Source organism: Luteimonas sp. FCS-9 (assembly GCF_001014645.1).
Lineage (GTDB): Bacteria > Pseudomonadota > Gammaproteobacteria > Xanthomonadales > Xanthomonadaceae > Luteimonas.
In genome coordinates, this window is the sequence record NZ_LASZ01000020.1 from 1 (window position 1) to 21827 (window position 21827).

The 21827-nt window shown below is 72.5% G+C and carries 18 protein-coding genes; 12 read left to right on the forward strand and 6 right to left on the reverse strand.

The window, feature by feature from the left end:
• On the reverse strand, positions 1-845 hold an 845-nt coding region (locus WQ56_RS14620; RefSeq protein WP_047137881.1), incomplete at its 3' end, for a proton-conducting transporter membrane subunit.
• Between the two features lie 177 nt (positions 846-1022).
• On the opposite strand from WQ56_RS14620, the gene WQ56_RS14625 reads away from it, so the two are divergent.
• The gene (locus tag WQ56_RS14625) at positions 1023-1883 is read left to right on the forward strand and encodes an NAD-dependent epimerase/dehydratase family protein (RefSeq protein ID WP_052773034.1); all 861 of its coding nucleotides are present in this window, start codon (positions 1023-1025) and stop codon (positions 1881-1883) included.
• A 22-nt stretch (positions 1884-1905) separates the two neighbouring features.
• Here the strand turns inward: WQ56_RS14625 and WQ56_RS14630 are convergent, their stop codons facing one another.
• On the reverse strand, positions 1906-2436 hold the full coding sequence (locus WQ56_RS14630; protein WP_082132440.1) for an Mpo1-like protein: 531 nt from the start codon (positions 2434-2436) through the stop codon (positions 1906-1908).
• A gap of 24 nt (positions 2437-2460) precedes the next feature.
• Positions 2461-3099 carry an XRE family transcriptional regulator gene (locus WQ56_RS14635; protein WP_047137883.1) on the reverse strand — a complete coding sequence of 213 codons (639 nt, stop codon included), beginning with the start codon at positions 3097-3099 and terminating at the stop codon, positions 2461-2463.
• Positions 3100-3407: 308 nt separating this feature from the next.
• On the opposite strand from WQ56_RS14635, the gene WQ56_RS14640 reads away from it, so the two are divergent.
• From WQ56_RS14640 to WQ56_RS14670, 7 genes are read left to right on the forward strand one after another with little or no spacing between them, the layout of a single operon-like run.
• Positions 3408-5390, forward strand: coding sequence for a serine hydrolase domain-containing protein (locus WQ56_RS14640; protein ID WP_047137884.1), 1983 nt, complete (start codon positions 3408-3410; stop codon positions 5388-5390).
• A 41-nt stretch (positions 5391-5431) separates the two neighbouring features.
• Positions 5432-6436, forward strand: a complete 1005-nt coding sequence (locus WQ56_RS14645) for a dipeptide epimerase (protein WP_047137885.1) — start codon at positions 5432-5434, stop codon at positions 6434-6436.
• Positions 6436-8457, forward strand: coding sequence for a serine hydrolase domain-containing protein (locus WQ56_RS14650; RefSeq protein WP_047137929.1), 2022 nt, complete (start codon positions 6436-6438; stop codon positions 8455-8457). Before WQ56_RS14645 ends, WQ56_RS14650 begins: the two co-directional genes overlap by 1 nt.
• A gap of 32 nt (positions 8458-8489) precedes the next feature.
• A complete protein-coding gene (locus WQ56_RS14655) occupies positions 8490-9818 on the forward strand; it encodes a peptide MFS transporter (protein ID WP_231583429.1) in 1329 nt (442 codons plus the stop codon).
• A gap of 51 nt (positions 9819-9869) precedes the next feature.
• On the forward strand, positions 9870-11054 hold the full coding sequence (locus WQ56_RS14660; RefSeq protein ID WP_047137886.1) for a membrane dipeptidase: 1185 nt from the start codon (positions 9870-9872) through the stop codon (positions 11052-11054).
• A gap of 11 nt (positions 11055-11065) precedes the next feature.
• Positions 11066-13267 carry a TonB-dependent receptor gene (locus WQ56_RS14665; protein WP_156170562.1) on the forward strand — a complete coding sequence of 734 codons (2202 nt, stop codon included), beginning with the start codon at positions 11066-11068 and terminating at the stop codon, positions 13265-13267.
• Positions 13268-13315: 48 nt separating this feature from the next.
• A complete protein-coding gene (locus WQ56_RS14670; protein WP_047137888.1) occupies positions 13316-14353 on the forward strand; it encodes a DUF1611 domain-containing protein in 1038 nt (345 codons plus the stop codon).
• A gap of 23 nt (positions 14354-14376) precedes the next feature.
• Here WQ56_RS14670 and WQ56_RS14675 read toward each other — a convergent pair whose 3' ends face one another.
• On the reverse strand, positions 14377-15273 hold the full coding sequence (locus WQ56_RS14675) for a phosphoribosylaminoimidazolesuccinocarboxamide synthase (RefSeq protein ID WP_047137889.1): 897 nt from the start codon (positions 15271-15273) through the stop codon (positions 14377-14379).
• Positions 15274-15387: 114 nt separating this feature from the next.
• On the opposite strand from WQ56_RS14675, the gene WQ56_RS14680 reads away from it, so the two are divergent.
• The 4 genes from WQ56_RS14680 to trpE all read left to right on the forward strand — a co-directional run bounded on the left by WQ56_RS14680 (position 15388) and on the right by trpE (position 19768).
• On the forward strand, positions 15388-15732 hold the full coding sequence (locus WQ56_RS14680) for a J domain-containing protein (RefSeq protein ID WP_047137890.1): 345 nt from the start codon (positions 15388-15390) through the stop codon (positions 15730-15732).
• Positions 15733-15900: 168 nt separating this feature from the next.
• Complete coding sequence (gene rpe, locus WQ56_RS14685; protein WP_047137891.1) at positions 15901-16584, forward strand: ribulose-phosphate 3-epimerase; 684 nt, start codon at positions 15901-15903, stop codon at positions 16582-16584.
• A 620-nt stretch (positions 16585-17204) separates the two neighbouring features.
• Positions 17205-18173, forward strand: a complete 969-nt coding sequence (yegS, locus tag WQ56_RS14690; RefSeq protein ID WP_047137892.1) for a lipid kinase YegS — start codon at positions 17205-17207, stop codon at positions 18171-18173.
• A gap of 110 nt (positions 18174-18283) precedes the next feature.
• The gene (gene trpE, locus WQ56_RS14695) at positions 18284-19768 is read left to right on the forward strand and encodes an anthranilate synthase component I (protein WP_047137893.1); all 1485 of its coding nucleotides are present in this window, start codon (positions 18284-18286) and stop codon (positions 19766-19768) included.
• 240 nt (positions 19769-20008) lie between these two features.
• Here trpE and WQ56_RS14700 read toward each other — a convergent pair whose 3' ends face one another.
• On the reverse strand, positions 20009-20260 hold the full coding sequence (locus WQ56_RS14700; RefSeq protein WP_047137894.1) for a DUF2249 domain-containing protein: 252 nt from the start codon (positions 20258-20260) through the stop codon (positions 20009-20011).
• Positions 20261-20322: 62 nt separating this feature from the next.
• Positions 20323-21678 carry an MFS transporter gene (locus tag WQ56_RS14705; protein WP_047137895.1) on the reverse strand — a complete coding sequence of 452 codons (1356 nt, stop codon included), beginning with the start codon at positions 21676-21678 and terminating at the stop codon, positions 20323-20325.
• Positions 21679-21827: the final 149 nt, after the last annotated feature.

The following is a 21827-nucleotide window of genomic DNA, read 5'->3' on the forward strand; positions in this document are numbered from 1 at the left end:
AGCAGCGTCGTCGCGCCGATGCCGCTGACCACGTAGAAGAACAGGTCGGTGCCCGCCAGCGCCGGGTGCAGCCGCGCGAGCAGGAACACGCCCGCCTTGACCATCGTCGCCGAGTGCAGGTACGCCGACACCGGCGTGGGCGCGGCCATCGCCTGCGGCAGCCAGAAATGGAACGGGAACTGCGCGCTCTTGGTGAAGACGCCCAGCAGGATCAGGCCCAGCGCCCACGGATACAGATGACTCCCGCGGATCAACTCGCCGGCCGCGAGCACCGCGTCGAGGTCGTAGCTGCCGACGATGCGGCCGATCAGCAGCACGCCGCCCAGCAGCGCCAGGCCGCCCAGGCCGGTGATCGTCAGCGCCATGCGCGCGCCCTGGCGGGCGTCCTGCCGGTGCGACCAGAAGCCGATCAGCAGGAACGAGCTGATCGACGTCAGCTCCCAGAACACCGCGAGCAGCAACAGGTTGCCGGCCAGGACCATGCCCAGCATCGCGCCCATGAACAGCAGCAGGTAGGTGAAGAACCGCCGCGGGCTGTCCTTGGCCGACAGGTAGTACGCGCCGTAGAGCACGACCAGCCCGCCGATGCCCAGCACCATCAGCGCGAACGTCCAGGCCAGTCCGTCCATGCGCAGGCTGAAGTCGAGCCCGGCTTCGGGAATCCATTCGTACCCGGTGCGCAGGATGGTGCCGTCGAACACGTCGCCGGCCGCTGCCGCCAATACCGCCAGGCCCAGCAGCGGCACGAGGCCGGAGAGCCAGGCGGAGGTGCGGCGCGACGCGTTCGCCGACAGGGCGACGACGAGCGCCAGCACGAAGGGCAGGGCCAACAGCAGTTCGAGCATCGGACTCCTTGTGGAGGCGGGGCGGCCAGACGGCCGGCGGGTCGCGCAAGGGCCGGCCAGTCTAACCGATGCGCGCGAACGGTTCGTGGATTTTGCCGGCTATGCTGTGTCGATGTCAGCATGCTCCGCGCCGTTCGCGTCCTTCGGCTGCCGGCCGCCTTCCGTCGGCGGACCGGCATGAGCCGGCGCGCGCTGGTGTTCGGCGGCAGCGGCGCGATCGGCCGCGCGCTGGTGGGCCGGCTGCTCGCGGCCGGCTGGACCGTGGACGCGCTCTCGCGCGTCGCGCGTCCCTCGCAGCCCGGCCTGCACTGGCACCTGGGGGGCTTCGATGCGCTGCCGGCGTTGCCGGACCGTGTCGACGCGGTGCTCAGCTGCGGGCCGCTCGACCATTTCTCGCTGTGGTACGCGGACGCGGGGCCCGCCGGCGCGCGGGTGGTCGCGTTCGGATCGACCAGCGACGCCACCAAGCAGGCCGCGGACGATCCCGACGAGCGCGCGCTGGCCGCGCGGCTGCGCGAGGCCGGCGACCGGCTGTTCGCCGCCGCGGACGCCCGGGGCGCAGCGGCGACGCTGCTGCGGCCGACGCTGATCTACGGCCACGGCAGCGAGCGCAACCTCGGCCGCGTGGTCGCGCTCGCGCGCCGTCGCGGCGTCTTCGTGCTGCCCGCCGACGCCGGTGGCCTGCGCCAGCCGGTGCATGCCGACGACCTGGCGGCCGCGGCGCTGGCGGCGATCGACGCGCCGGCCGCCGCAGGGCGCGCCTTCGCGTTGCCCGGCGGCGAGACGCTGCGCTACCGCGACATGGTCGCGCGCACGCTCGCGGTGCTGGCGCCGCCGCCGCGGTTGTTGACGCTGCCCGCGCCGCTGTTCGGCGTGGCGCTGCGGCTGGCGCATCGAGCGGGCCAACTGCAGGGACTGCCGGCCGGCGCGGTCGCGCGCATGCGCGAGGACCTGGTGTTCGATCCGGCGCCGGCGCGGGCCGCGTTCGGCTACGCGCCGCGGCCGTTCCTGCCCGAGGCGTCGATGTTTCCGGACTGAACGGCCGCGGACGCGGCGGCGCTCAGTAGCGCCAGCCCAGCCGCCGGTAGAGCTTGGCCAGCACCCACGCCGGGCCGACCAGCAGGTAGCGCAGGTCGGTCAGGAAGCTCGGCTTGCGGCCCTCGAACAGCCGGCTGTGGCCGACGAACTGCGCGATCCACGCCACCACGAACACCGCCGCGCCCAGCGCCAGCAGCCCCGGCGTGCCGAGCGCGCGGTGCAGCCAGGCGGTCGCCGCGGCCATCGCCACGAACGTCGCGAGCATGCCCAGGCCCAGCGGCCGCGACGCGCGCTGGTAGAACAGCCACGCGCCGAACATCGCCAGCGCCGCCCAGGCGCCCGGGCGGAGGAACGGCCCGGGCGGCAGGCACCACAGCAGCGCGACCACGCTCCACAGGATCGCCGGCACGGCGACCACGTGGATCTGCTGGTTGGCGTGATTGCGGTGGTCGGCCGAGTAGCTGGCGAACCAGCGTTCGATCGGGCGCGCGGGCCCGTCGTCGCGAGTGCTGTCTATCGTGTTCCCGGGGCGCGTCGGTGCGGTGGCCGCCATCTTCGCAGACCGGCGGCGCGCCGGTCAGGCGGGCGCGCGCTCGTCCTGGTGGATCGCCACCAGCGACTCCATCAGGTCCTCGTCGGCGCTCGCGCACACGCCCAGCACCAGCGCCTCGTCGCAGCCCGGCGCGGTCAGGTAGGCGTGGCCCATGTCGCTGTCGATGTAGATGCCCTCGCCGACGTCGAGCGTCACCGGATCGTAGAACTCGGTGTGCACCTCGATGCGGCCCTCGAGCACGTGGACGTACTCCTCGCCCGGGTGACGGACGAGCTCGCCGAACTCGGCCTGCGTCCTGGCGCGGATCCGGGTCAGCAGCGGAATCATCCGCTTGCGCCGCAGCTCGGTGCACAGGAAGTAGTAGTCGTAGTTGGGGGTCGTCACGCGCAGCGCCTGGTCGATCCGGCCGACGCTGCGGCGCGCGGTGACCGGCTTGTCGGGCGCGGTGCCGGCAGGTTCTGCGAACAGCTCGGACATCCGGATGTTGAGGCGCTGGCTGATCGCCTGCAGCTTGTCGTAGGTCAGCGTCAGCCGGTCGTGCTCGACCTTCGACAGCGTCGACAGCGGGATCCGGGTGCGCTCGCTCATTTCCTTGAGCGTCCAGCCGTTGCGCTTGCGCAGCGCGCGCACCACGGTGCCGAGGGTCGGGGGCGGGGGACTCATCGTGTCGCGGTCTCGTGGCGTCCGTTTCGGAAGACGCCACGATAGTACCTGCCGCATGACGTTGTCCTGATCAGGACGGCGCTGCGCCGGCACGCGGACGAAGCCGCGGGCGGCGGCTCGCGCCTCCGGCGTCCCACCAGAGGCATCGCTGTGGGCCTTGCGATGCGCCGGGTGGGCATGCGGAGACCTCGCTGGCTCGCAGAACAACGCCCATGGGGAAAAAATTCTCCAATCAGGCTTGACTTGTCCGTCACGGGGCGGCGACAGTGCAGGCGCTGGTCCATCGCCCGTCCCGCCGAGGTGCCCCGATGCGTGGTCCGTTCCGTGTGCTGTCGCTGCTCGGCTGCCTGCTGCTGTCGTCCTCGCCGTGGGCCCAGCCCGCACCGGCCGCTCCGCCGCGCCAGGCGGCCGTCCCGCCATCGGCCGATGGCGCGCATGCGCTGACCGGCGAGGACGTGACCGCCTGGCTCGACGGCTTCATGCCGTACGCGCTGGCCCGCGGCAACGTCGCTGGCGGCGTCGTGGTCGTGGTCAAGGACGGCGAGATCATCGCCCGGCGCGGCTACGGGTACGCCGACGTCGCCGAGCGCAAGCCGGTCGATCCGGACACGACGCTGTTCCGGCCCGGCTCGGTGTCCAAGCTGCTGACCTGGACGGCGGTGATGCAGCAGGTCGAGGCCGGCCGGCTGGACCTCGACACCGACGTCAACGCCTACCTCGATTTCCGAGTGCCCACGCGCGGCACGCCGATCACGCTGCGCCACCTGATGACCCACACCTCGGGGCTGGAGGAGCGACTCAAGAATCTGATGACCACCGAGGAACAGGCGCGCGCCGGCAACACCGAGCTCGGCGCCTACCTCAAGGCCTGGGTACCCGGGCAGATCTTCGAGCCGGGCACCGTGCCGGCCTATTCCAACTACGCGACCAGCCTGGCGGGCTACATCGTCGCGCGCGTCAGCGGCGAGACCTTCGACGACTACATCGAGCGGCACATCCTGCAGCCGCTGCGGATGACCCGCTCGAGTTTCCGTCAGCCGCTGCCGCCCGAACTGGCGACGGGGATGGCGCGCGGCTACCTGCTGGGCTCCGACGCGCCGGGGGTCTACGAGGTCGTGCCGTCGGCGCCGGCCGGCAGCCTGGCGGCGACCGGCACCGACATGGGGCGCTTCATGATCGCGCACCTGGAGACCGCCGCCGGCCGCGACTCGCCGCTGCTCAAGGCGCAGACCGCCGCGCTGATGTACACCCCGCAGACCCGGTTCGCGCCGCCGCTGCGGACGATGGCGCTGGGCTTCTACGAGATCGACGTCAACGGGCAGCGGGTCATCGGCCACGGAGGCGACACGATCTTCTTCCACACCTACCTCTACCTGTTCCGCGACCAGGGCGTCGGCGTCTACGTCTCGGTCAACAGCTCGGGCATCGACGGCGTCACCAACACGATCCGCAGCGAACTGCTCGACGGCTTCGCGGACCGCTACTTCCCGGCCCGGCCCGCGCCGGCGCAGGTCGACCTGGAGATCGCGAAGACGCAGGCGCGCCAGCTCGCGGCCGGGCGCTACCTCAACTCGCGGCGCAGCGAATCGGGCTTCATGCGGCTGATGCAGCTGCAGCAGATCCGCATCGTGGACAACGGCGACGGCTCGATCGCGTTCCCGCTGCTGGCCGGCACCAACGGCCAGCCGACCCGGTTCGAGCCGATGGCGCCATACGTGTGGCGCACCGCCGACGGCAAGCAACGGCTGGCGGCCGTCGCCGAGGACGGGGCGGTGACTGCATTCTCGGTGGACGCGTTCTCGCCGTTCATGCTGTTCCAGCGCGTCGAGGGCTATCGATCCGGCGCCTGGCTGATGCCGTTGTTGGGGCTGTCGTTCGCGGTGCTGGCGCTCAGCGCGCTGGCCTGGCCGGTCGCCGCGCTGGTGCGGCGGCGCTACCGCATCGCATTGCCATGGCCGACGCGCACGCTGCGCGCGTACCGCGCCAGCCGCGCGGCGAGCTGGCTGGTGCTGGCGAGCTGGGCGGGCTGGGTCGGCCTGATCGCCTGGTTCATGGCCGACTACTTCCGCCTCGGCGACGGGCTGGACGTCTGGGTGCTGCTGTTGAGCGTGCTGTCGGTCGGGGCGATCGTCGCGGGCCTGGCGACAGCGCTCTGGAATCTGCGCGAGACCTGGCGCGGGGGCCGCGGCCGGCTGGCGCGGCTGTGGGCGGTGCTGCTGGTCCTGGCGATGCTGGCGACCACCTACGCGGCGCTGATCAGCGGCCTGGTCGCCTTCGTCACCGATTTCTGAGCGGACCGGCGGTGCGCATGCATCGCCACGGAGAGTTGGCAATGAAGATGCACCTCGAGACCGAGGCGCTGCCGCTGGCGGCGCCGTTCCGGATCAGCGGCCACGTGTTCACCGAATCTCCGGTGCTCGTCGTGCGGCTGGAGCACGACGGCGACACCGGCCTGGGGGAGGGCAGCGGGGTCTACTACCTCGACGACCGGCCCGAGGGCATGCGGCGCACGCTCGAGGCGCTGCGCGAGACGGTGGAGGACGGCCTGGACCGCGACGCGCTGCAGCGCCTGCTGCCGCCGGGCGGCGCGCGCAACGCGCTCGACTGCGCGCTGTGGGATCTCGATGCGCGCCGGGCCGCCGTGCCGGTCTGGCGACTCGCCGGCCTGCCCCGGGTCCGCGCGCTGACCACGACCTGGACGCTGGGCGCCGACGATCCGGCGACATTGCAGGCCACCGCGACCGGACGCTATGCGCCGGCGCGCGCGCTCAAGCTCAAGCTCACCGGCGAGCTCGACGCCGACATCGCGCGCGTGCGCGCGGTGCGCGCGGTGCGGCCCGAGGTCTGGCTCGGCGTGGATGCCAACCAGGGCTACACCGTCGACGGGCTCGATGCGCTGGTCCCGGTCCTGCTCGATCAACGCGTGTCGCTGCTCGAGCAGCCATTGCCGCGCGGCCGCGAGGCCGACCTCGACGGCTTCCCGCGGCCGCTGCCGTTCGCCGCCGACGAGAGCGTGCAGGGCCTGGACGAGATGGAGGCGCTGGCCGGGCGCTTCGACGTGGTCAACATCAAGCTCGACAAGTGCGGCGGGCTGACCGAGGGGCTGGCGATGGTCGCGCGCGCGCGGGCGATGGGCCTGCGCACGATGGTGGGCAACATGGTCGGCACGAGCTGGGCGATGGCGCCGGCGTACGTGGTCGGCCAGGCCTGCGACGTCGTCGACCTCGACGGCCCGCTGGTGCTGGTGCGCGACCGCCAGCCGCCGGTGCGCTACGACGATGGGCTCATCCATTGCGACGCCGCCGTCTGGGGAGCGCCGGCGACGGCGCGGGCCTGATGACGGCGCACGCACACGGGGCCTCGGGCGGTGCGTGGCCGCACCGGCTGCGGAGGTGGCTGCTGGCCGGCGCGGTGGCGATGGGCGCCGCGGCCGCGGCGGCGCAGGCACCCGATGTCGACGCGCCTGCCGGGCTGCCCGCCGGCGCGGTGCCTGCGCCCGTCGACGCGACCGCCGGCCGCCTCGATCCGGCCCGCGTCGCGGCCTGGCTCGACGGCATCGTCCCGTACCTGCTCGAGCAGGGCGACCTCGCGGGCGCGGTCGTGACCGTGGTCGAGCGCGACCGCGTGGTCGTCGAGCGCGGCTACGGGCTGGCCGACGTGGCCGCGGGCACCCCGGTGGACCCGGCGGCGACGCTGTTCCGCCCCGGCTCGATCTCCAAGCTGTTCGTCTGGACCGCGGTGATGCAGCTGGTCGAGCAGGGCCGGCTGGACCTGGACGCGGACATCGACGGCTATCTCGACGTCGCGGTGTCGCGCGGCGGCACGCCGATCACGCTGCGCCACGTGATGACCCACACGACCGGGCTCGAGGAGCGCCTGCGGCACCTGATCGTGCTCGGCCCCGACCATCCCAGCAGCGACCGCGCGTTCCTGCTCGACTGGGTGCCGGCGCGGATCGCCGAGCCGGGCACGAGGCCGGCGTACTCGAACTACGCGACCGGCCTGGCGGCGCGCATCGTCGAGCGCGTCTCGGGATCGTCGTTCGAGGATTACGCGCAGCGGCACATCCTGGCGCCGCTGGGCATGCGCCACGCCAGCTTCCACCAGCAGTTGCCGCCGGCGCTGGCGGGCGACGCGGCCCGCGGCTATCTGCTCGGTTCGGGCGAGGCGTATCCGGCCGAGAAGGTCACGTCGCCGGGCGTCGGCGGCCTGTACGTCTCCGGCGGCGACATGTCGCGCTTCATGCGCGCGTTCCTGCAGGGCGGCACGCTCGACGGCCAGCGGATCCTCGCCGCCGACACCGTGGCCACGATGTTCGCGCCGCAGCCGGGCAGGCCCGAGCCGCTCGCGCCGATGGGGCTGGGCTGGATCACCAGCCACAGCGGCGGCTACCCGGTGGTCTCGCACGGCGGCACGTCGCTGTTCTTCTACTCGTGGCTGTACCTGCTGCCCGAGCAGGGCATCGGCGTGTACCTGTCGACCAACAGCGCGGGACGCGATCGTGCCGGCGCGCAGCTGCGCGGCCAGGTGTTCGAACGCTTCGTCGAGACGTTCCTTCCGCCGCGGCCGGTCGCGGACGTCGTGCCCACGGTGGACGCGGCGACCGCGGCGGCGCACGCCGCGGCGCTCGCCGCGGTCGACTGGCGCAGCACGCGCCGCTCCGACTCGTCGTTCCTGCGGCTGGGCGACCTGCTGTCGCCGTTCCGGGTGACCCGCCACGACGACGGCACGATCGCGCTCGACCTGCTGCGCGATGCGGCCGGCACGCCGCTGCGCTGGCGCGAGACCGCGCCGTGGATGTGGCAGGAGGTCGGCGGCCGCCAGCGGCTGGCGGCGATCGTCGAGGACGACCGGCCGGTGTATTTCAGCGCCGAGCCGCTGTCGGCGATCATGGGCTTCGAGCCGGTGCCCGCGTGGCGCTCGGCGCGCTGGCTCGGCCCGGCCTCGGGCCTCGCGCTGCTGGTCCTGCTGGGCACGGCGGCCGTGCGCGGTGCGGCCGTGCCGATCCGGCGACGCTATCGCGTCGCCGCACCCGCCACTGGGTCCTTGCGCCGGCTGCAGACCGTCGCGGCGTTGCTGCCGCCGATGGCCGCCGTCGGCTGGGTCGTCTACCTGGGTGTTCTCGACAGCACGCCCGACGGCCTGCTCGATCCATCACTGGTCGCGCTGGCCTGCATGCGCGTGATGGCCTGGCTGGCGCTGGCCGCGGTGCCGGCGCTGGCCTGGGTCGCCTGGCGCCAGCCGGCGCACTGGCCGCGCCCGGTGCGGCTGTGGAGCTGGGTGCTGGTGCTGGCCGCGGCGGTCATTACGTGGGGGGTGCTGGTGCACGGGCTCGCCAGTCCGGGCAGCGGGTACTAGGCGTGTCCGGGGACCGGCGGCCCGGCCCGGGGGTGTCCGCCGCCCCGAAGGCGGCGACCGGCGAGTGGTTCGGCCAGCCTCCGGGACTGACCATCCTGTTCCTGACCGAGATGTGGGAGAAATTCTCCTACTTCGGCATGCGCGCGCTGCTGGTCTACTACATGACGCGGCAGCTGCTGTTCGCGCAGGAGCAGGCCTCGCTGGTCTACGGCGCCTATACCGGCCTGGCCTACCTGACACCGGTGCTGGGCGGGATGCTGGCCGACCGCTGGCTAGGCAAGCGGCGTGCGGTGCTGATCGGCGGCACGATCATGGCGCTGGGGCACTTCCTGATGGCGTTCGAAGCCTGGCTGTTCCCGGCGCTGGCCGCGATCGCGCTGGGCAACGGCCTGTTCCTGCCGACGCTGCCGGGCCAGGTCGGCGACCTCTACCGGCGCGACGACCCGCGGCGCGGCTCGGCGTTCAACGTCTACTACGTGGGCGTCAACCTCGGGGCGTTCCTGGCGCCGCTGGTCTGCGGCACGCTGGGCGAGCTCTACGGCTGGCACGTGGGCTTTGGCGCGGCGGGCCTGGGCATGCTCGCCGGCCTGCTTGTCTACGTGCTCGGCCGGCGTCACCTGCCGCCCGAACCGGCGCGCGCACCGCGTGCGGTGGCGAGCGTTTCGCTGTGGGCGCCCGTGCATCGCCCGATACTGCGACAGTTGGCCGCGATCGCCGCGGCGGTCGTGGTGTTCCGCGCGGCCTACGAGCAGATCGGCAATTCCGTCGCGCTGTGGCTCGACGGCGGCGTGGATCGCGTCATCGGCACCGGCTTCACGGTGCCGATGACGTGGTTCTTCTCGCTCAACCCGCTGCTGGTCTTCGTCGCCACGCCCTGGCTGGTGCGCTGGTGGACCCGGCGGGCGCGCGTCGGGCGCGAGCCGCCGGCGCTGTCGAAGATGGCGACCGGTGCGCTGCTGGTCGCGGCGTCCTTCGGCCTGCTGGCCACGGTCGGCGGCGCGCCCGGGGCGCCGGCGGCGCTCGGCTGGGCGGTGCTGTTCGTGGCGCTGTTCACGTTCGGCGAGCTGTGGATCCTGCCGGTCGGCCTGGGCCTGTTCGCGCGGCTGGCCCCGGCCGGGCTCGGCGCGACGGTGATCGCGCTGTGGTTCCTGGCTGCGTTCGGCGGAAACCTGGCAGCGGGGGCCGTGGGCACGCTGTGGAGCGCGCTCGGCCCGCGTCCGTTCTTCGCGGTCATGGCGGCGGTCTGCACGGCCGCCGCCGGGTTGCTCGCGATGCTGGGGCGGTCGGACCGGGATCGCCGCGCCCGGGCCGGCGCCATCGGCACGCGAGAGGCAGCCCAGAATTCGTCCCGATTGGGTTGACTTTTATCCAATCAGGACAATATTTTCCAATAGGGATCGAAGGGGATTGCCATGAACGCACCGTCTCCCATCCACCCGAGCCGCCGCCGGGCGCTGCTGGGCGCGCTGGCCGGCGGCGCAGCCGCGACGTTCGGCATTCCGATGCTCAACCTCGGGCGCCATGCGATCGCCGCCGCGCCCGATGCGCGGTATTCGACCCGCGCCATCGACCTGGTGACCGAGGCGCTGGTCATCGACATGCTGGCGCCGCTGAAGATCGACTTCCGGCCCGAGTACCCGGCCGGCCCGCTCAGCGCCGCCGATGCGGCCGACCTGCGCGCGAGCGGCATCACCGGCTTCCACCACGCGATCGGCATCGGCGGGCCGGACGCCTACGCGCAGACGCTGGCCTACCTCGCCGCGTGGCAGGGGTTCGTCGGACGCGGCAGTCATGCGATGACGCTGGTCGGCGAGGTCGAGGATCTCGATCGCGCCAAGGCCGACGGCAAGGCCGCGGTGATCATGGGCGTGCAGAACGCCGAGCACTTCCGCACCGCCGACGACGTCGCGCAGTTCTACAAGTTGGGCCTGCGCTGCGCGCAGCTGACCTACAACGCGCAGAACCTGCTGGGCGCGGGCAGCACCGAGCGCGTCGACGGCGGGGTCAGCGATTTCGGCGCGGCGATCATCGCGGCGATGAACGACGTCGGCATGCTGATCGATGTCTCGCACTGCGGCGAACGGACGACGCTCGACGCGATCGCGCTGTCGCCGCGACCGATCGCGATCACCCACGCCAACTGCAGGGGCCTGTTCGATCATCCCCGGCTCAAGTCCGACGAGGCGATCCGCCGCCTGGCGGCCAAGGGCGGGGTGATGGGCATCACCGGCGTGCGCATGTTCGTGCGCGACCGCGAGCCGACGACGATCGAGCACATGGTCGACCACATCGACCACGTCGCCCGGTTGACCGCGATCGAGCATGTCGGCATCGGCTCGGACGCCGACCTGCGCGGCTACGACGCCCTGCCGGCCGACCAGAACGCGATGCTGCGCGGCGCCTACAAGGCGAGCTACGGCTTCCGCGACCGCATCGATACCGACGGCTTCGACCATCCGCGCAAGGTCTACGACCTGACCGAGGCGATGATCCGTCGCCGCTACACCGACGCGCACATCAAGCAGGTGCTCGGCGGCAACTTCCGCCGCCTGCTCGCGGCGACGTGGAAGCCGGTCCGGCTTCCGGCTGCTTCCTGACGGAGACGACGATGATCCGCACCCCGACCCGTTGTACGCTGGCGGCGGCCTGTGCGCTGGCCTGCGCGACGACCTGCCCCGGCATCGCGTCCGCGCAGCAGCCGACGGACACGCCGCCCGCGGCGGAGACCGTCGAACTCGAACGCGTGATCGCGACTGCGCAAAAGCGCAGCGAGAGCATTATGGACGTGCCGATGGGCATCAGCGTGATCGGCGAGAGCCGGCTCGAATCGATCAACGCGGGCAGCCTGACCGACTATGCGGCCTACGTGCCCGGCTTCCAGGTCGACAGCGGCGGCGCGCCGGGCATCACCTCGATCGCGCTGCGCGGCATGGCGCCGCTGGGCAGCGGCGCGATCATCGGTACCTACATCGACGACAGCCCGATCAACGCCAGCGGCAACAAGCAGCGCACCGGCAGCTACGCACTCGACCTGCTGCCCTACGACGTGGAGAGCGTGGAGATCCTGCGCGGTCCGCAGGGCACGCTGTACGGCGCGTCGGCGATGGGCGGCCTGCTCAAGTACGTCACGCGCGCGGCCGATCCCGACCATTTCGAGTTCCGTGCCGGGATGGACGTCAACCACGTGGCCTCGGCTGGCGACCTCGGCACGGGCGTGCGGATGGCCGCGAACGTGCCGTTGAGCGAAGGTCGCGCCGGCATGCGGGTGAGCTTCGCGCGGCAGGCGACGCCGGGGTATGTCGACGAGGCCGGCCTTGGCCTGGACGACACCAACGACGTCGAGCAGCTGGCCGCGCGCCTGGCCTTCACGTTCAACCTCTCGGAGGCCGTGCAACTGCGGCTGCAGGGCCTGTGGCAGAAGGTCGATGCCGATTCGGTGGCCGAGGTCGGCCTCGACCCGGCAACCTTGCGGCCCGAGCGCGGCCTGCTGGACGGCAGTGCCGCGTTGCTGCAGCCCTATCGCAACGCGATCGATTTCTACTCGGCCACGCTGGACTGGGATCTGGGGTGGGCCGATGTGGTGTCGGCCAGCTCGTTCGTGTCCACCCGGCTGGCGGTCACCCAGGATGCCTCGCCGTCCTACGGCGTTGCCTGGCCGCTGTTCGGCGCCAGCGCCGGCACGGCGGCGTTCGATCTGGACCTGGAGAACCGCAAGTTCACCCAGGAGATCCGCCTGACCTCGAAGACCGGCGACCGGCTGGACTGGCTGGTCGGCGCGTTCTACACCGACGAGGACAACGACAACGCGCAGTCGGTGCTCGGCTGGGACGGCGACGGCGACGCGCTGCCGTTCAATCCGGCCGCCGTCATCGCACTGCCCAATACCTACGAGGAGACGGCGGCGTTCGCCGACGTGACCTGGAAGCTGTCGCCGCGCTTCGACGTGTCCGGCGGCGCACGCGTGGCCCGCAACACGCAGTGGTACAACCAGCTCACGACCGGTGCCTTGGTCGGCGAGGCCGACGAGGTCGGCGATTCGAACGAGACGGTGCGGACCTGGAAGCTCGCCTCGCGCTGGCATCTCGATCCCGACGCGATGCTCTACGCGCGCGTGGCCACCGGCTACCGCGCCGGCGGGCCGAATCTGGCGCTGCCCGGCGTTCCGTCGATGGTGGCGTCGGATACCTCGCGCAACTACGAACTCGGCTTCAAGACCCAGTTCTGGCAGCGGCGGGCGATGCTCGACGTCGCGCTGTTCCGCATCGACTGGTCCGGCCTGCAGGTCGGCGCGGTCACCGACACCGGACTCAACTACCTCGACAACGCCGGCGACGCGCGCAGCGAAGGCGCCGAACTGAGCTTCCTGCTGCAGGCGGCGCAAGGGCTGACCTGGGGCGTCAACGCGGCGTACACCGATTCGGCGATCGGCGACCAGGTGCCGGCGGAGAGTGGATTGACGCCGGGCGGCCGGATGCCGCTGACGCCGCGGCGAAGCTGGTCGACGACCCTCGACTACGACTTCGACGTGACCGCCGGCTGGCGCGGCAAGGTGGGCGGGGGGTATCGCTACACCGGCGACCGTACCGGGCTCAACGGCTATCCGATCGAGGCATACGAGTCGGTCGACCTGCATGCCGAGCTCAGCAACATGACCTGGACCTGGCGGCTGTACGTGCGCAACGCCACCGACGAGCAGAGCTACCTGTCGATCAGCGAATGGCCGAGCGCGCTGACCGGCGAGGTCGCGCAGCTGCGCGGCGTGCCGCTGCAACCGCGCACGATCGGCGTGTCGTTCGACTATCGCTTCTGATCCCCGCGCGGTCCCGCGCCGCGCCCCTCAACGCAGACCGCCTCCCCGATGACCCGAACGTCCCACGACGACGCCGGCGCGTTGCCGCGCCCCTACCTGCTGTTCCTGGGCGACGTCACCGTGCCCGGCTACGCCAAGACCGCGTTCGGGCTGCGCGACTGGGCACCCGAGGCCTGCATCGGCGAATGGCGGCTGCCCGGCTGCACCGTCGGCACCGGACTGCCGCAGTGCGACCCGGCGCAGGCCGTGGCGGCCGGTGCGCGGGCCCTGGTGATCGGCGTGGCGACGCCGGCCGGGCGCATTCCCGAGGCCTGGCTGCCGAGCCTGGTCGCGGCGCTGGCGGCGGGGCTGGACCTGGTCAGCGGCATGCACACCCGGCTGTCGGACATCCCGGCGCTGCGCGAGGCGGCTGAACGATTCGGCCGGCGACTGCACGACATCCGCGTGCCGCCGCGCGGCCTGCCGGTCGCGACCGGACGCAAGCGCAGCGGCCGGCGCCTGCTCACGGTCGGCACGGACTGCGCGCTCGGCAAGAAATACGCCGCGCTGGCGCTCGCGGCCGCGTTCCGTGAGCGCGGCCTCGACGCGCACCTGCGCGCCACTGGCCAGACCGGCATCCTGATCGCCGGGCAGGGCATCCCGATGGACGCGGTGGTCGCCGACTTCGCGGCCGGTGCCGCCGAGCTGCTGAGCCCGGACGCCGCCGACGGCCACTGGGACGTGATCGAGGGCCAGGGCTCGCTGTTCCATCCCGCCTATGCCGGGGTGACCCTCGGCCTGCTGCACGGCAGCCAGCCCGACGTCTTCGTGGTCTGCCACGCGCACGGCCGCACGCACATGCTCGGCTACGAGGACTACCCGATGCCGTCCATCGAGGCCGTCGTCGAGGCGACCCTGCTGCTGGGCCGGCGCACGAACCCCGCGATCCGCTGCGCGGGGGTGAGCCTGAATACCGGCGTGCTCCCCGCATCGGCCGCCGGCGAGGCCTGCGAGTCGCTGGCCCGGACACTCGGTCTGCCGGTCGCCGATCCGATGCGCCGCGACGTCACCGGCTTCGACCGGCTCGTCGACGCCTGCCTGGACTGAACCGGGCGGCCGGACGCGCGGCCTCAGTCGATCGCGATCCCGGCCAGGCGCTGCAGGGCCTCGGCATAGCGCGCGCGGGTGCGCTCGACGACCTCGGGCGGCAGCCGCGGGCCCGGCGCGGTCTTGTCCCAGTCCAGCGTCTCGAGGTAGTCGCGCACGATCTGCTTGTCGTAGCTGGGCGGGCTGATGCCGACCCGGTACTCGTCGGCGGGCCAGTAACGCGACGAATCGGGCGTGAGCATCTCGTCCATCACGTACAGGCGGCCGTCGGCATCGGTGCCGAACTCGAACTTGGTGTCGGCCAGGATGATGCCGCGCTCGGCGGCATGCGCGGCGGCGTGCGCGTACAGGCGCAGGGTCGCGTCGCGGACCTGTTCGGCGAGATCGGCGCCGATGCTGCGCACCATCGTGTCGAAGTCGATGTTCTCGTCGTGGTCGCCGACCGCGGCCTTCGTCGACGGGGTGAAGATCGGCTGCGGCAGGCGCTCGGCCTGGCGCAGGTCGCCGGGCAGGGCGATGCCGCTGACGCGGCCGGTGCGCTGGTAGTCCTTCCAGCCGCTGCCGATCAGGTAGCCGCGGGCGATGGCCTCGACCGGCACCGGCTTGAGCTTCTTGGTCACCACCGCGCGCTGCGCATAGAGCGCGGGATCGACCCCCGCAGGCAGGACGCTGGCCACGTCGATGCCGGTCAGGTGGTTGGGCATCAGCGCCGCGGTCTGCTCGAACCAGAAATTGCTGATCTGGCACAGCATCTCGCCCTTGCCGGGGATCGGGTCGGGCAGCACGACGTCGAACGCGCTCAGGCGGTCGGTGGCGACGATCAGCAGCCGCTCCTCGCCGAGCTCGAACACATCGCGGACCTTGCCGCGATGGCGCAGGTGGAGGCCGGGCAGGTTCGCTTCGAGCAGGGTCGTCGACACAGGGGTGGTCCGGGTTGCGTCGCAAAACGGTCGGCAAGTGTAGTGCGAACGCGGCCGCGGTGCAGGGGGCGCCCAGGACGGCCGCAGCGGCGTCGAACCGCTACACTGCCGGGCATGCAACGCTGGTACGGAAAACTGCTGGGCTTCATCGCCGGATGGCTGCTGCTGCGCCACCCGGCGGGCGGGCTGATCGGGCTGATCGTCGGGCATGCGTTCGATGCCGGCTGGCTGGCTCCGCGGGCGCAGAAGGACCATGCGGTGTTCGGGCTGGCGCCCGACGCGTCGCAGGACCAGATCGACCAGGCCTACCGCCGGCTGATCTCGCAGTACCACCCCGACCGGGTCGCCGGCGCCGCGCCGGAACTGCGGGCGCAGGCCGAGGCGCGCGCCGCGGAGCTCAATGCCGCCTACGATCGCCTACGTCGCGGCCGCGACGGCCGGAAGCGGCCACGGCGCTGAGGCGCGCGGCGCACACGCATCGTCGGTGCGCAACGGCCGAGCCGTCCTCAGCTCGGGCTCCGGGCCCGGACGCCGGTGCCCGGCGAACCGCTGGGGCGGCGTGCGCTGCCGCGTAGAATGGCGGCCTGCGGCGCCCGCCGCGCCCTCCCGTCGCTCCCGGAACCGTCCATGCAGCCCGCCGTCATCGCGCCTTCGATCCTGTCCGCCAACTTCGCCCGGCTCGGCGAGGAGGTCGATGCCGTGCTCGCCGCCGGTGCCGACTGGGTGCACTTCGACGTGATGGACAACCACTACGTCCCGAACCTGACGATCGGGCCGCTGGTGTGCGAGGCCCTGCGCAAGCACGGCGTAACCGCGCCGATCGACGTGCACCTGATGGTCGAGCCGGTCGACCGCATCGTGCCGGACTTCGCCCGCGCCGGCGCGACGCTGATCAGCTTCCATCCCGAGGCCAGCCGCCACGTCCACCGCACGATCCAGCTGATCCGCGCCGAGGGCTGCCAGGCCGGCCTGGTGCTGAACCCGGCGACCCCGGTCGAGGCGCTCGACTACGTGCTCGAGGACCTGGACATGGTGCTGCTGATGTCGGTCAATCCCGGTTTCGGCGGCCAGGCGTTCATTCCCTCGACGCTCGACAAGCTGCGCCGCGTGCGCGAGCGCATCGACGCCACCGGCAAGCCGATCCGGCTGGAGATCGACGGGGGCGTGAAGCCCGACAACATCGGCGCGATCGCCGCCGCCGGCGCCGACACCTTCGTCGCCGGCTCGGCGATCTTCGGCCAGCCCGACTACCGCGCCGTCGTCGAGGCGATGCGCGCGCAGATCGCCCGCGCCGGCGACCTGTCGGCCTGAGCGAAGCGCCGCGCGGCCGGCCTCATCCCGGGCTTGGGTCACGTCGATCTCGCTGAAAGAAGCGGCTCTTGACCCGAGTCAGGGTAGTTCTGCTCCTGCTTCCGTTTCTCGATCACGGCGTTCGGCTCTGCTCTGGAAGTCGCATTGACCCTGTGCGATGTCGCCCGCTTTCCGGCCCGCCATCGCATCCGTGTCCAGCGCCTGCCGGGTGCCGTGACCACCAAGCGGATATCGGGCCGCGACTGGGCGCGGTACCCGGCAGGCGCCCACGACGGACCACCGGTGGCCGCGTCGAGCGCGCCATGGATGGCGTGCGCCCGAGTCAGGACAGGATGTCCTGCCGAGGGAAGAGCGGCTACCGGCCGACAGGCGGCTGTCCATCCGAAGAAGAATCCACGCATGGAAATGCGCCAAGAAGAAAGGCCGCATCCTGCGATGCGGCCTTCCGGAAGATTGGAGGCTGATCCTGCCTCCGCCCGTCGTCCCTGCTATGGCCTTCCATGCTCCGCGCGTCCGATGACAGCGTGATGACGCCTGCCTTCGCGTGGCCGTGAGGGCCGCTTAACGGAGCGCGCGGCGCGCTCCGCTACGCTGCGCCACCTTCCCCACGTATCGCCCCCATGTCCGCTCCGTCCTGGTGTCTGGTCCTCAACGGCAAGTCGGCCAGTGAGGAGGCCGTGCGCGAGGCGGTCGCGGCGATCCGCGGCCGCGGCGTCGCGCTGGCGGTGCGCGTGACCTGGGAAGCCGGCGATGCCGCCCGGTTCGTCGACGAGGCGCTGGCCGAGGGTGTCGACACCCTGGTCGTGGGCGGCGGCGACGGCACGCTCAACGCCGTGGTCTCTGCGCTCGCCGCGCGTCCCGAGGCGGCCGACGCGCTGCCGTCGGTCGGCCTGCTGCCGCTGGGCACCGCCAACGACTTCGCGACCGCGGCGCAGCTCCCCATGGAGCCGCACGACGCGCTCGCGCTGGTCGCCGAGCTGCCGCCGCGGCCCGTCGACGTGTTGCGCGTGGAGGCCGACGACGACACCGTGCTGTGGTGCGCGAACCTGGCCTCCGGCGGCTTCGGCACGCAGGTGACGGTGGAGACGCGCGACGGGCTCAAGCGCATGCTCGGCGGCCTGGCCTACTTCGTGACCGGCCTGTCGCGGCTGGGCCGGATCGAGCCGATCCAGGCGCGCGTGCAAGGCCCCGGCTTCGCCTGGACCGGCGGCCTGGTCGCGCTGGGCATCGGCAACGGCCGCCAGGCCGGCGGCGGGCAGGCGCTGTGCCCCGACGCCTGGGTCGACGACGGCCTGATCGACCTGACGATCGTGCCCGAGCTCGAGGGCGAGGTCGTCGCGACGTTGCGCACCGCGCTGGTCGAGGGCAAGGTCGCGGCGCTCGACCAGGTCGCCGTGCGCCGCCGGCTGCCGCGGCTCGTCGTCGAGGCCGACGCCCCGCTCACGCTCAACCTCGACGGCGAACCGCATGCCTCGCGCCGCTTCGCGGTCGAATGCGTCGCCGGCCGCATCCGCATGCACCTGCCCGCGGACTGCCCGCTGCGCGACGCCGGCGACGGTCGCATCGCCCGGGGCGACTCGCTAGAGTAGCGGGATGCGCGTCCTCGCTGCCTCGCACGTGTGGGTTCCCGGCACCGTCCGGCGATGGCGGCGTCCCGCCGCCGCCGTGCCCGACCGCCCGCTCTCCGAGGAAATGCCGCGTGATCTCGCAGTCCCAGTTCCAGCAGTACGCCGCTGACGGCCATACCCGCATCCCCGTGGTGCGCGAGGTGCTGTCCGACCTCGACACGCCGCTGTCGGTCTACCTCAAGCTGGCCGACGGGCCGCATACCTACCTGTTCGAGTCGGTCGAGGGCGGGGAGCGTTTCGGCCGGCATTCGATCATCGGCCTGCCGGCGGCGCGGGTGTACGCGTTCCACGGCCACACGCTGACCGTCAGCGAGCATGGCGAGACGATCGACACGCGGCAGGTCGCCGATCCGTTCGCCGAGGTCGAGCGCCTGCGCGCCGAGCACTCGGTGCCGCGCGTCGACGGACTGCCGGGCTTCGCCGGCGGCCTGGTCGGCTGGTTCGGCTTCGAATGCATCGAGTACATCGAGCCGCGCCTGCGCGACGCGGTACGGCCCGACGTTCGCGACGAACTGGGCACGCCCGACATCCTGCTGATGCTCAGCACCGAGGTCGCGGTGTTCGACAACCTCAAGGGCCGGCTGTACCTGATCGTGCATGCCGACCCGCGCGAGCCGCAGGCCTGGGCGCGCGCCAACCGCCGGCTCGACGCGCTCAGCCACCGCCTGCGCCAGGGCGGGGCGGGCTATCCCGAGACGCTGCAGCCGGCGGCGCTGGACGAGTCGGACTTCGTGTCCGGCTTCACGCGCGAGGGCTTCGTCGACGCGGTGGCCACGGTCAAGGACTACATCGCCGCCGGCGACGCGTTCCAGGTCGTGCTGTCGCAGCGCATGTCGGTGCCGTTCCAGGCGCGGCCGGTCGACGTCTACCGCGCACTGCGCGCACTCAACCCGTCGCCGTACATGTACTTCCTCGACGTCGGCGGCACCCAGGTCGTGGGTTCGTCGCCGGAGATCCTCGTGCGCCTGCAGGGCGACGCGGTCACGGTGCGGCCGATTGCCGGCACGCGCCCGCGCGGCGCGACCCCGGCGCAGGACCAGGCGTTGGAGGCCGAACTGCTCGCCGATCCCAAGGAGCGCGCCGAGCACCTGATGCTGATCGACCTGGGCCGCAACGACGTCGGCCACGTCTCGGCGCCGGGCACGGTCGAGGTCGGCGAGCGCTTCGTCATCGAGCGCTACAGCCACGTCATGCACATCGTCAGCGAGGTCACCGGCCGCCTGAAGGACGGCCTGAGCTATGCCGACGTGCTGCGCGCGACATTCCCGGCCGGCACGGTGAGCGGCGCGCCGAAGGTGCGCGCGCTGGAGATCGTCCGCAGCCTCGAGCCGGTCAAGCGCAACGTGTACTCGGGCGCGGTCGGCTACATCGGCTGGCACGGCGACGCCGACACCGCGATCGCGATCCGCACCGCGGTGATCCAGGACGGCCGTCTGTACGTGCAGGCCGGCGCGGGGATCGTGTACGACTCCGATCCCGAGATGGAATGGGCCGAGACGATGAACAAGGGGCGCGCGCTGTTCCGCGCGGTCGCGCAGGCTGCGAAGGGGCTGTAGCCGCCCGCGCCGGCGACTGCGATCAGGCAACGGCGCGCACCATCGAGCAGCGCGCGCAGCCCGGCACGCGCGCACAGCCACGCGCCGGCGACCGTCGGGCACGAATGCCCGGCCAGGCGCACGGCGTCGGCTTAGCGCTACTCGATAAGCCCGTCGGGCGTCGCGCCGAGCAGCATCGACAGGTCGTCGCGCAGGCGCAGCACCGGGGCTCGGTCGAAGAACGCGGGAAAGCCCACGGTGTCAGCTCCGGATGATGAAGTCGATCGCGACGGCGCCCGGGTCGCGCTGCAGGTAGGCGATCTCGAGCCGCTCGCCGAAGCGCTCGCGCAGCTGGTCGAGCAGCGGCAGCGGGTCGTGGTCGTTGACGAAGCGCATCGCCTCGCCCGGCTGCAGCGCGCCCAGCGCGCCGAAGATCGCCGAGTGGCGGAAACGCCGGGCGATGCCGCGGGCGTCGAAGGGGTGGGCGGTGTAGTCGGGGGCGGCAGCGGTCATCGTGGTCTCCGGGGTGAGGCCCGCATGCTGCGCGCCAGGCCCGGCGTCCGCCCTGATCCAGGTCAGGACGGGCCGCGATCGCCCGTGCCGCGCTGCGCGTCCGTCGCCGGCGCTCGCGCGCGTCGCGCCTGTTCGCGGCCGAGCCACAGGCCCAGCGCCGCCCACAGCAGCGCCAGCGGCAGCACCGCGCCGGTCAGCGCGGCCAGTCCCAGGCCCAGCCGGCCGAGCCATCCCTCCGTCTGCGCCCCGACCACGTCGCCAGCGCGATAGACGAACGTGTCGACGAAGGCCTTGGCCTTGTACTTGTCCTCGCGCGCGACCACGGTGAACAGCGCCTCGCGCGCCGGCCGCGTGATGCCGCGCTGCACGGCGCGGTTGGCCGCCTCCAGCAGCACCAGCGCGACGAACGAGCCGTAGAGCGCCAGGCCGACGAAGCCGATCGCGGTGGCCAGCGGCAGGATCGCCAGCGCCACGCCCAGCCCGAAACGCCGGATGATCCGCCCGGTCAGCGCTAGCTGCAGCGCCAGCACCGCGATCTGCGTCCACATGTCGATGTCGCCCAGGATCGCCGCGCGCGTGTCCACGTCGTCGGCCGCAGCGGCGACCATCTGCAGACGGGTGAAGTACACGAACGTCGCGACCACCGTCATCAGCAGCACGTAGCCGGCGATGCCGCCCAGGTAGCGCGAGCGCAGCACCGCGCCGATGCCGGCCCAGGCGCTGCCGCCGATCGGCGCGGTGTCCTCGCGCGCGCCGCGCGTCGCCGTCGCGGCGGTGGCATCGCCGCGGGGCGGCGCGGCCCGCATCAGCCGCCACGCCGCGACCAGCGCCAGCAGCAGGAAGCCGCCGGCGACCAGCAGCAGGCTGGGCACCCCCAGCGGTTCGGCCAGCCGCGCGGTCAGCCAGGGCCCGAAGATCGCGCCGAGCGTGCCGCCGACCGAGATCGGCGCGAACAGCCGCTTGCCCTGGTCGCTGGTGAAGCGCTCGGCCAGCAGCGCCCAGAACACCATGGTCACGAACAGGTTGAAGACGCTGAACCAGACGTAGAACACCTGGCCGCTGCGTGCGCCGACCGCGCCCGGCGCGAACGCCAGCAGCGCCCAGAAGCCGGCCAGGCTCAGCACGAAGAAGCCGTAGGTCGCGCCGACCAGCGGCAACCGGCGCAGCCGCGCGGCCAGCCAGCCGAAGACCGGATTGACCGCCAGCGTCACCACGGCGGTGCCGACGAACAGCCAGCGCACGCTGTCGATGCCGCGCTCCATGCCCAGCGCGTCGCGCGCCGGGCGCAGCAGCATCAGCGCGGTCAGGATGCAGAAGAAGAACGCCGCGGCCGCGAGCACCGGCCCGGTCTCGCCGCGCCGCAGGTCGAGCAGCGCGTGCAGCGGACGCGGGCGATGCGGGTCGGCTGGAGCGTTCATGCCGTCGGTCCGGGAGGGCGGCCGCGCGGGTCCGGGACGATCGAGTATGCACCGGCGATCCGCCGCGGTCCGCGCCGGGGGTGTCGGCCTGCGGCCGCGCGACGGATAATGCGGGACGTGCCGGCCGCCGCCGGCGCGCCGCCGGTGCC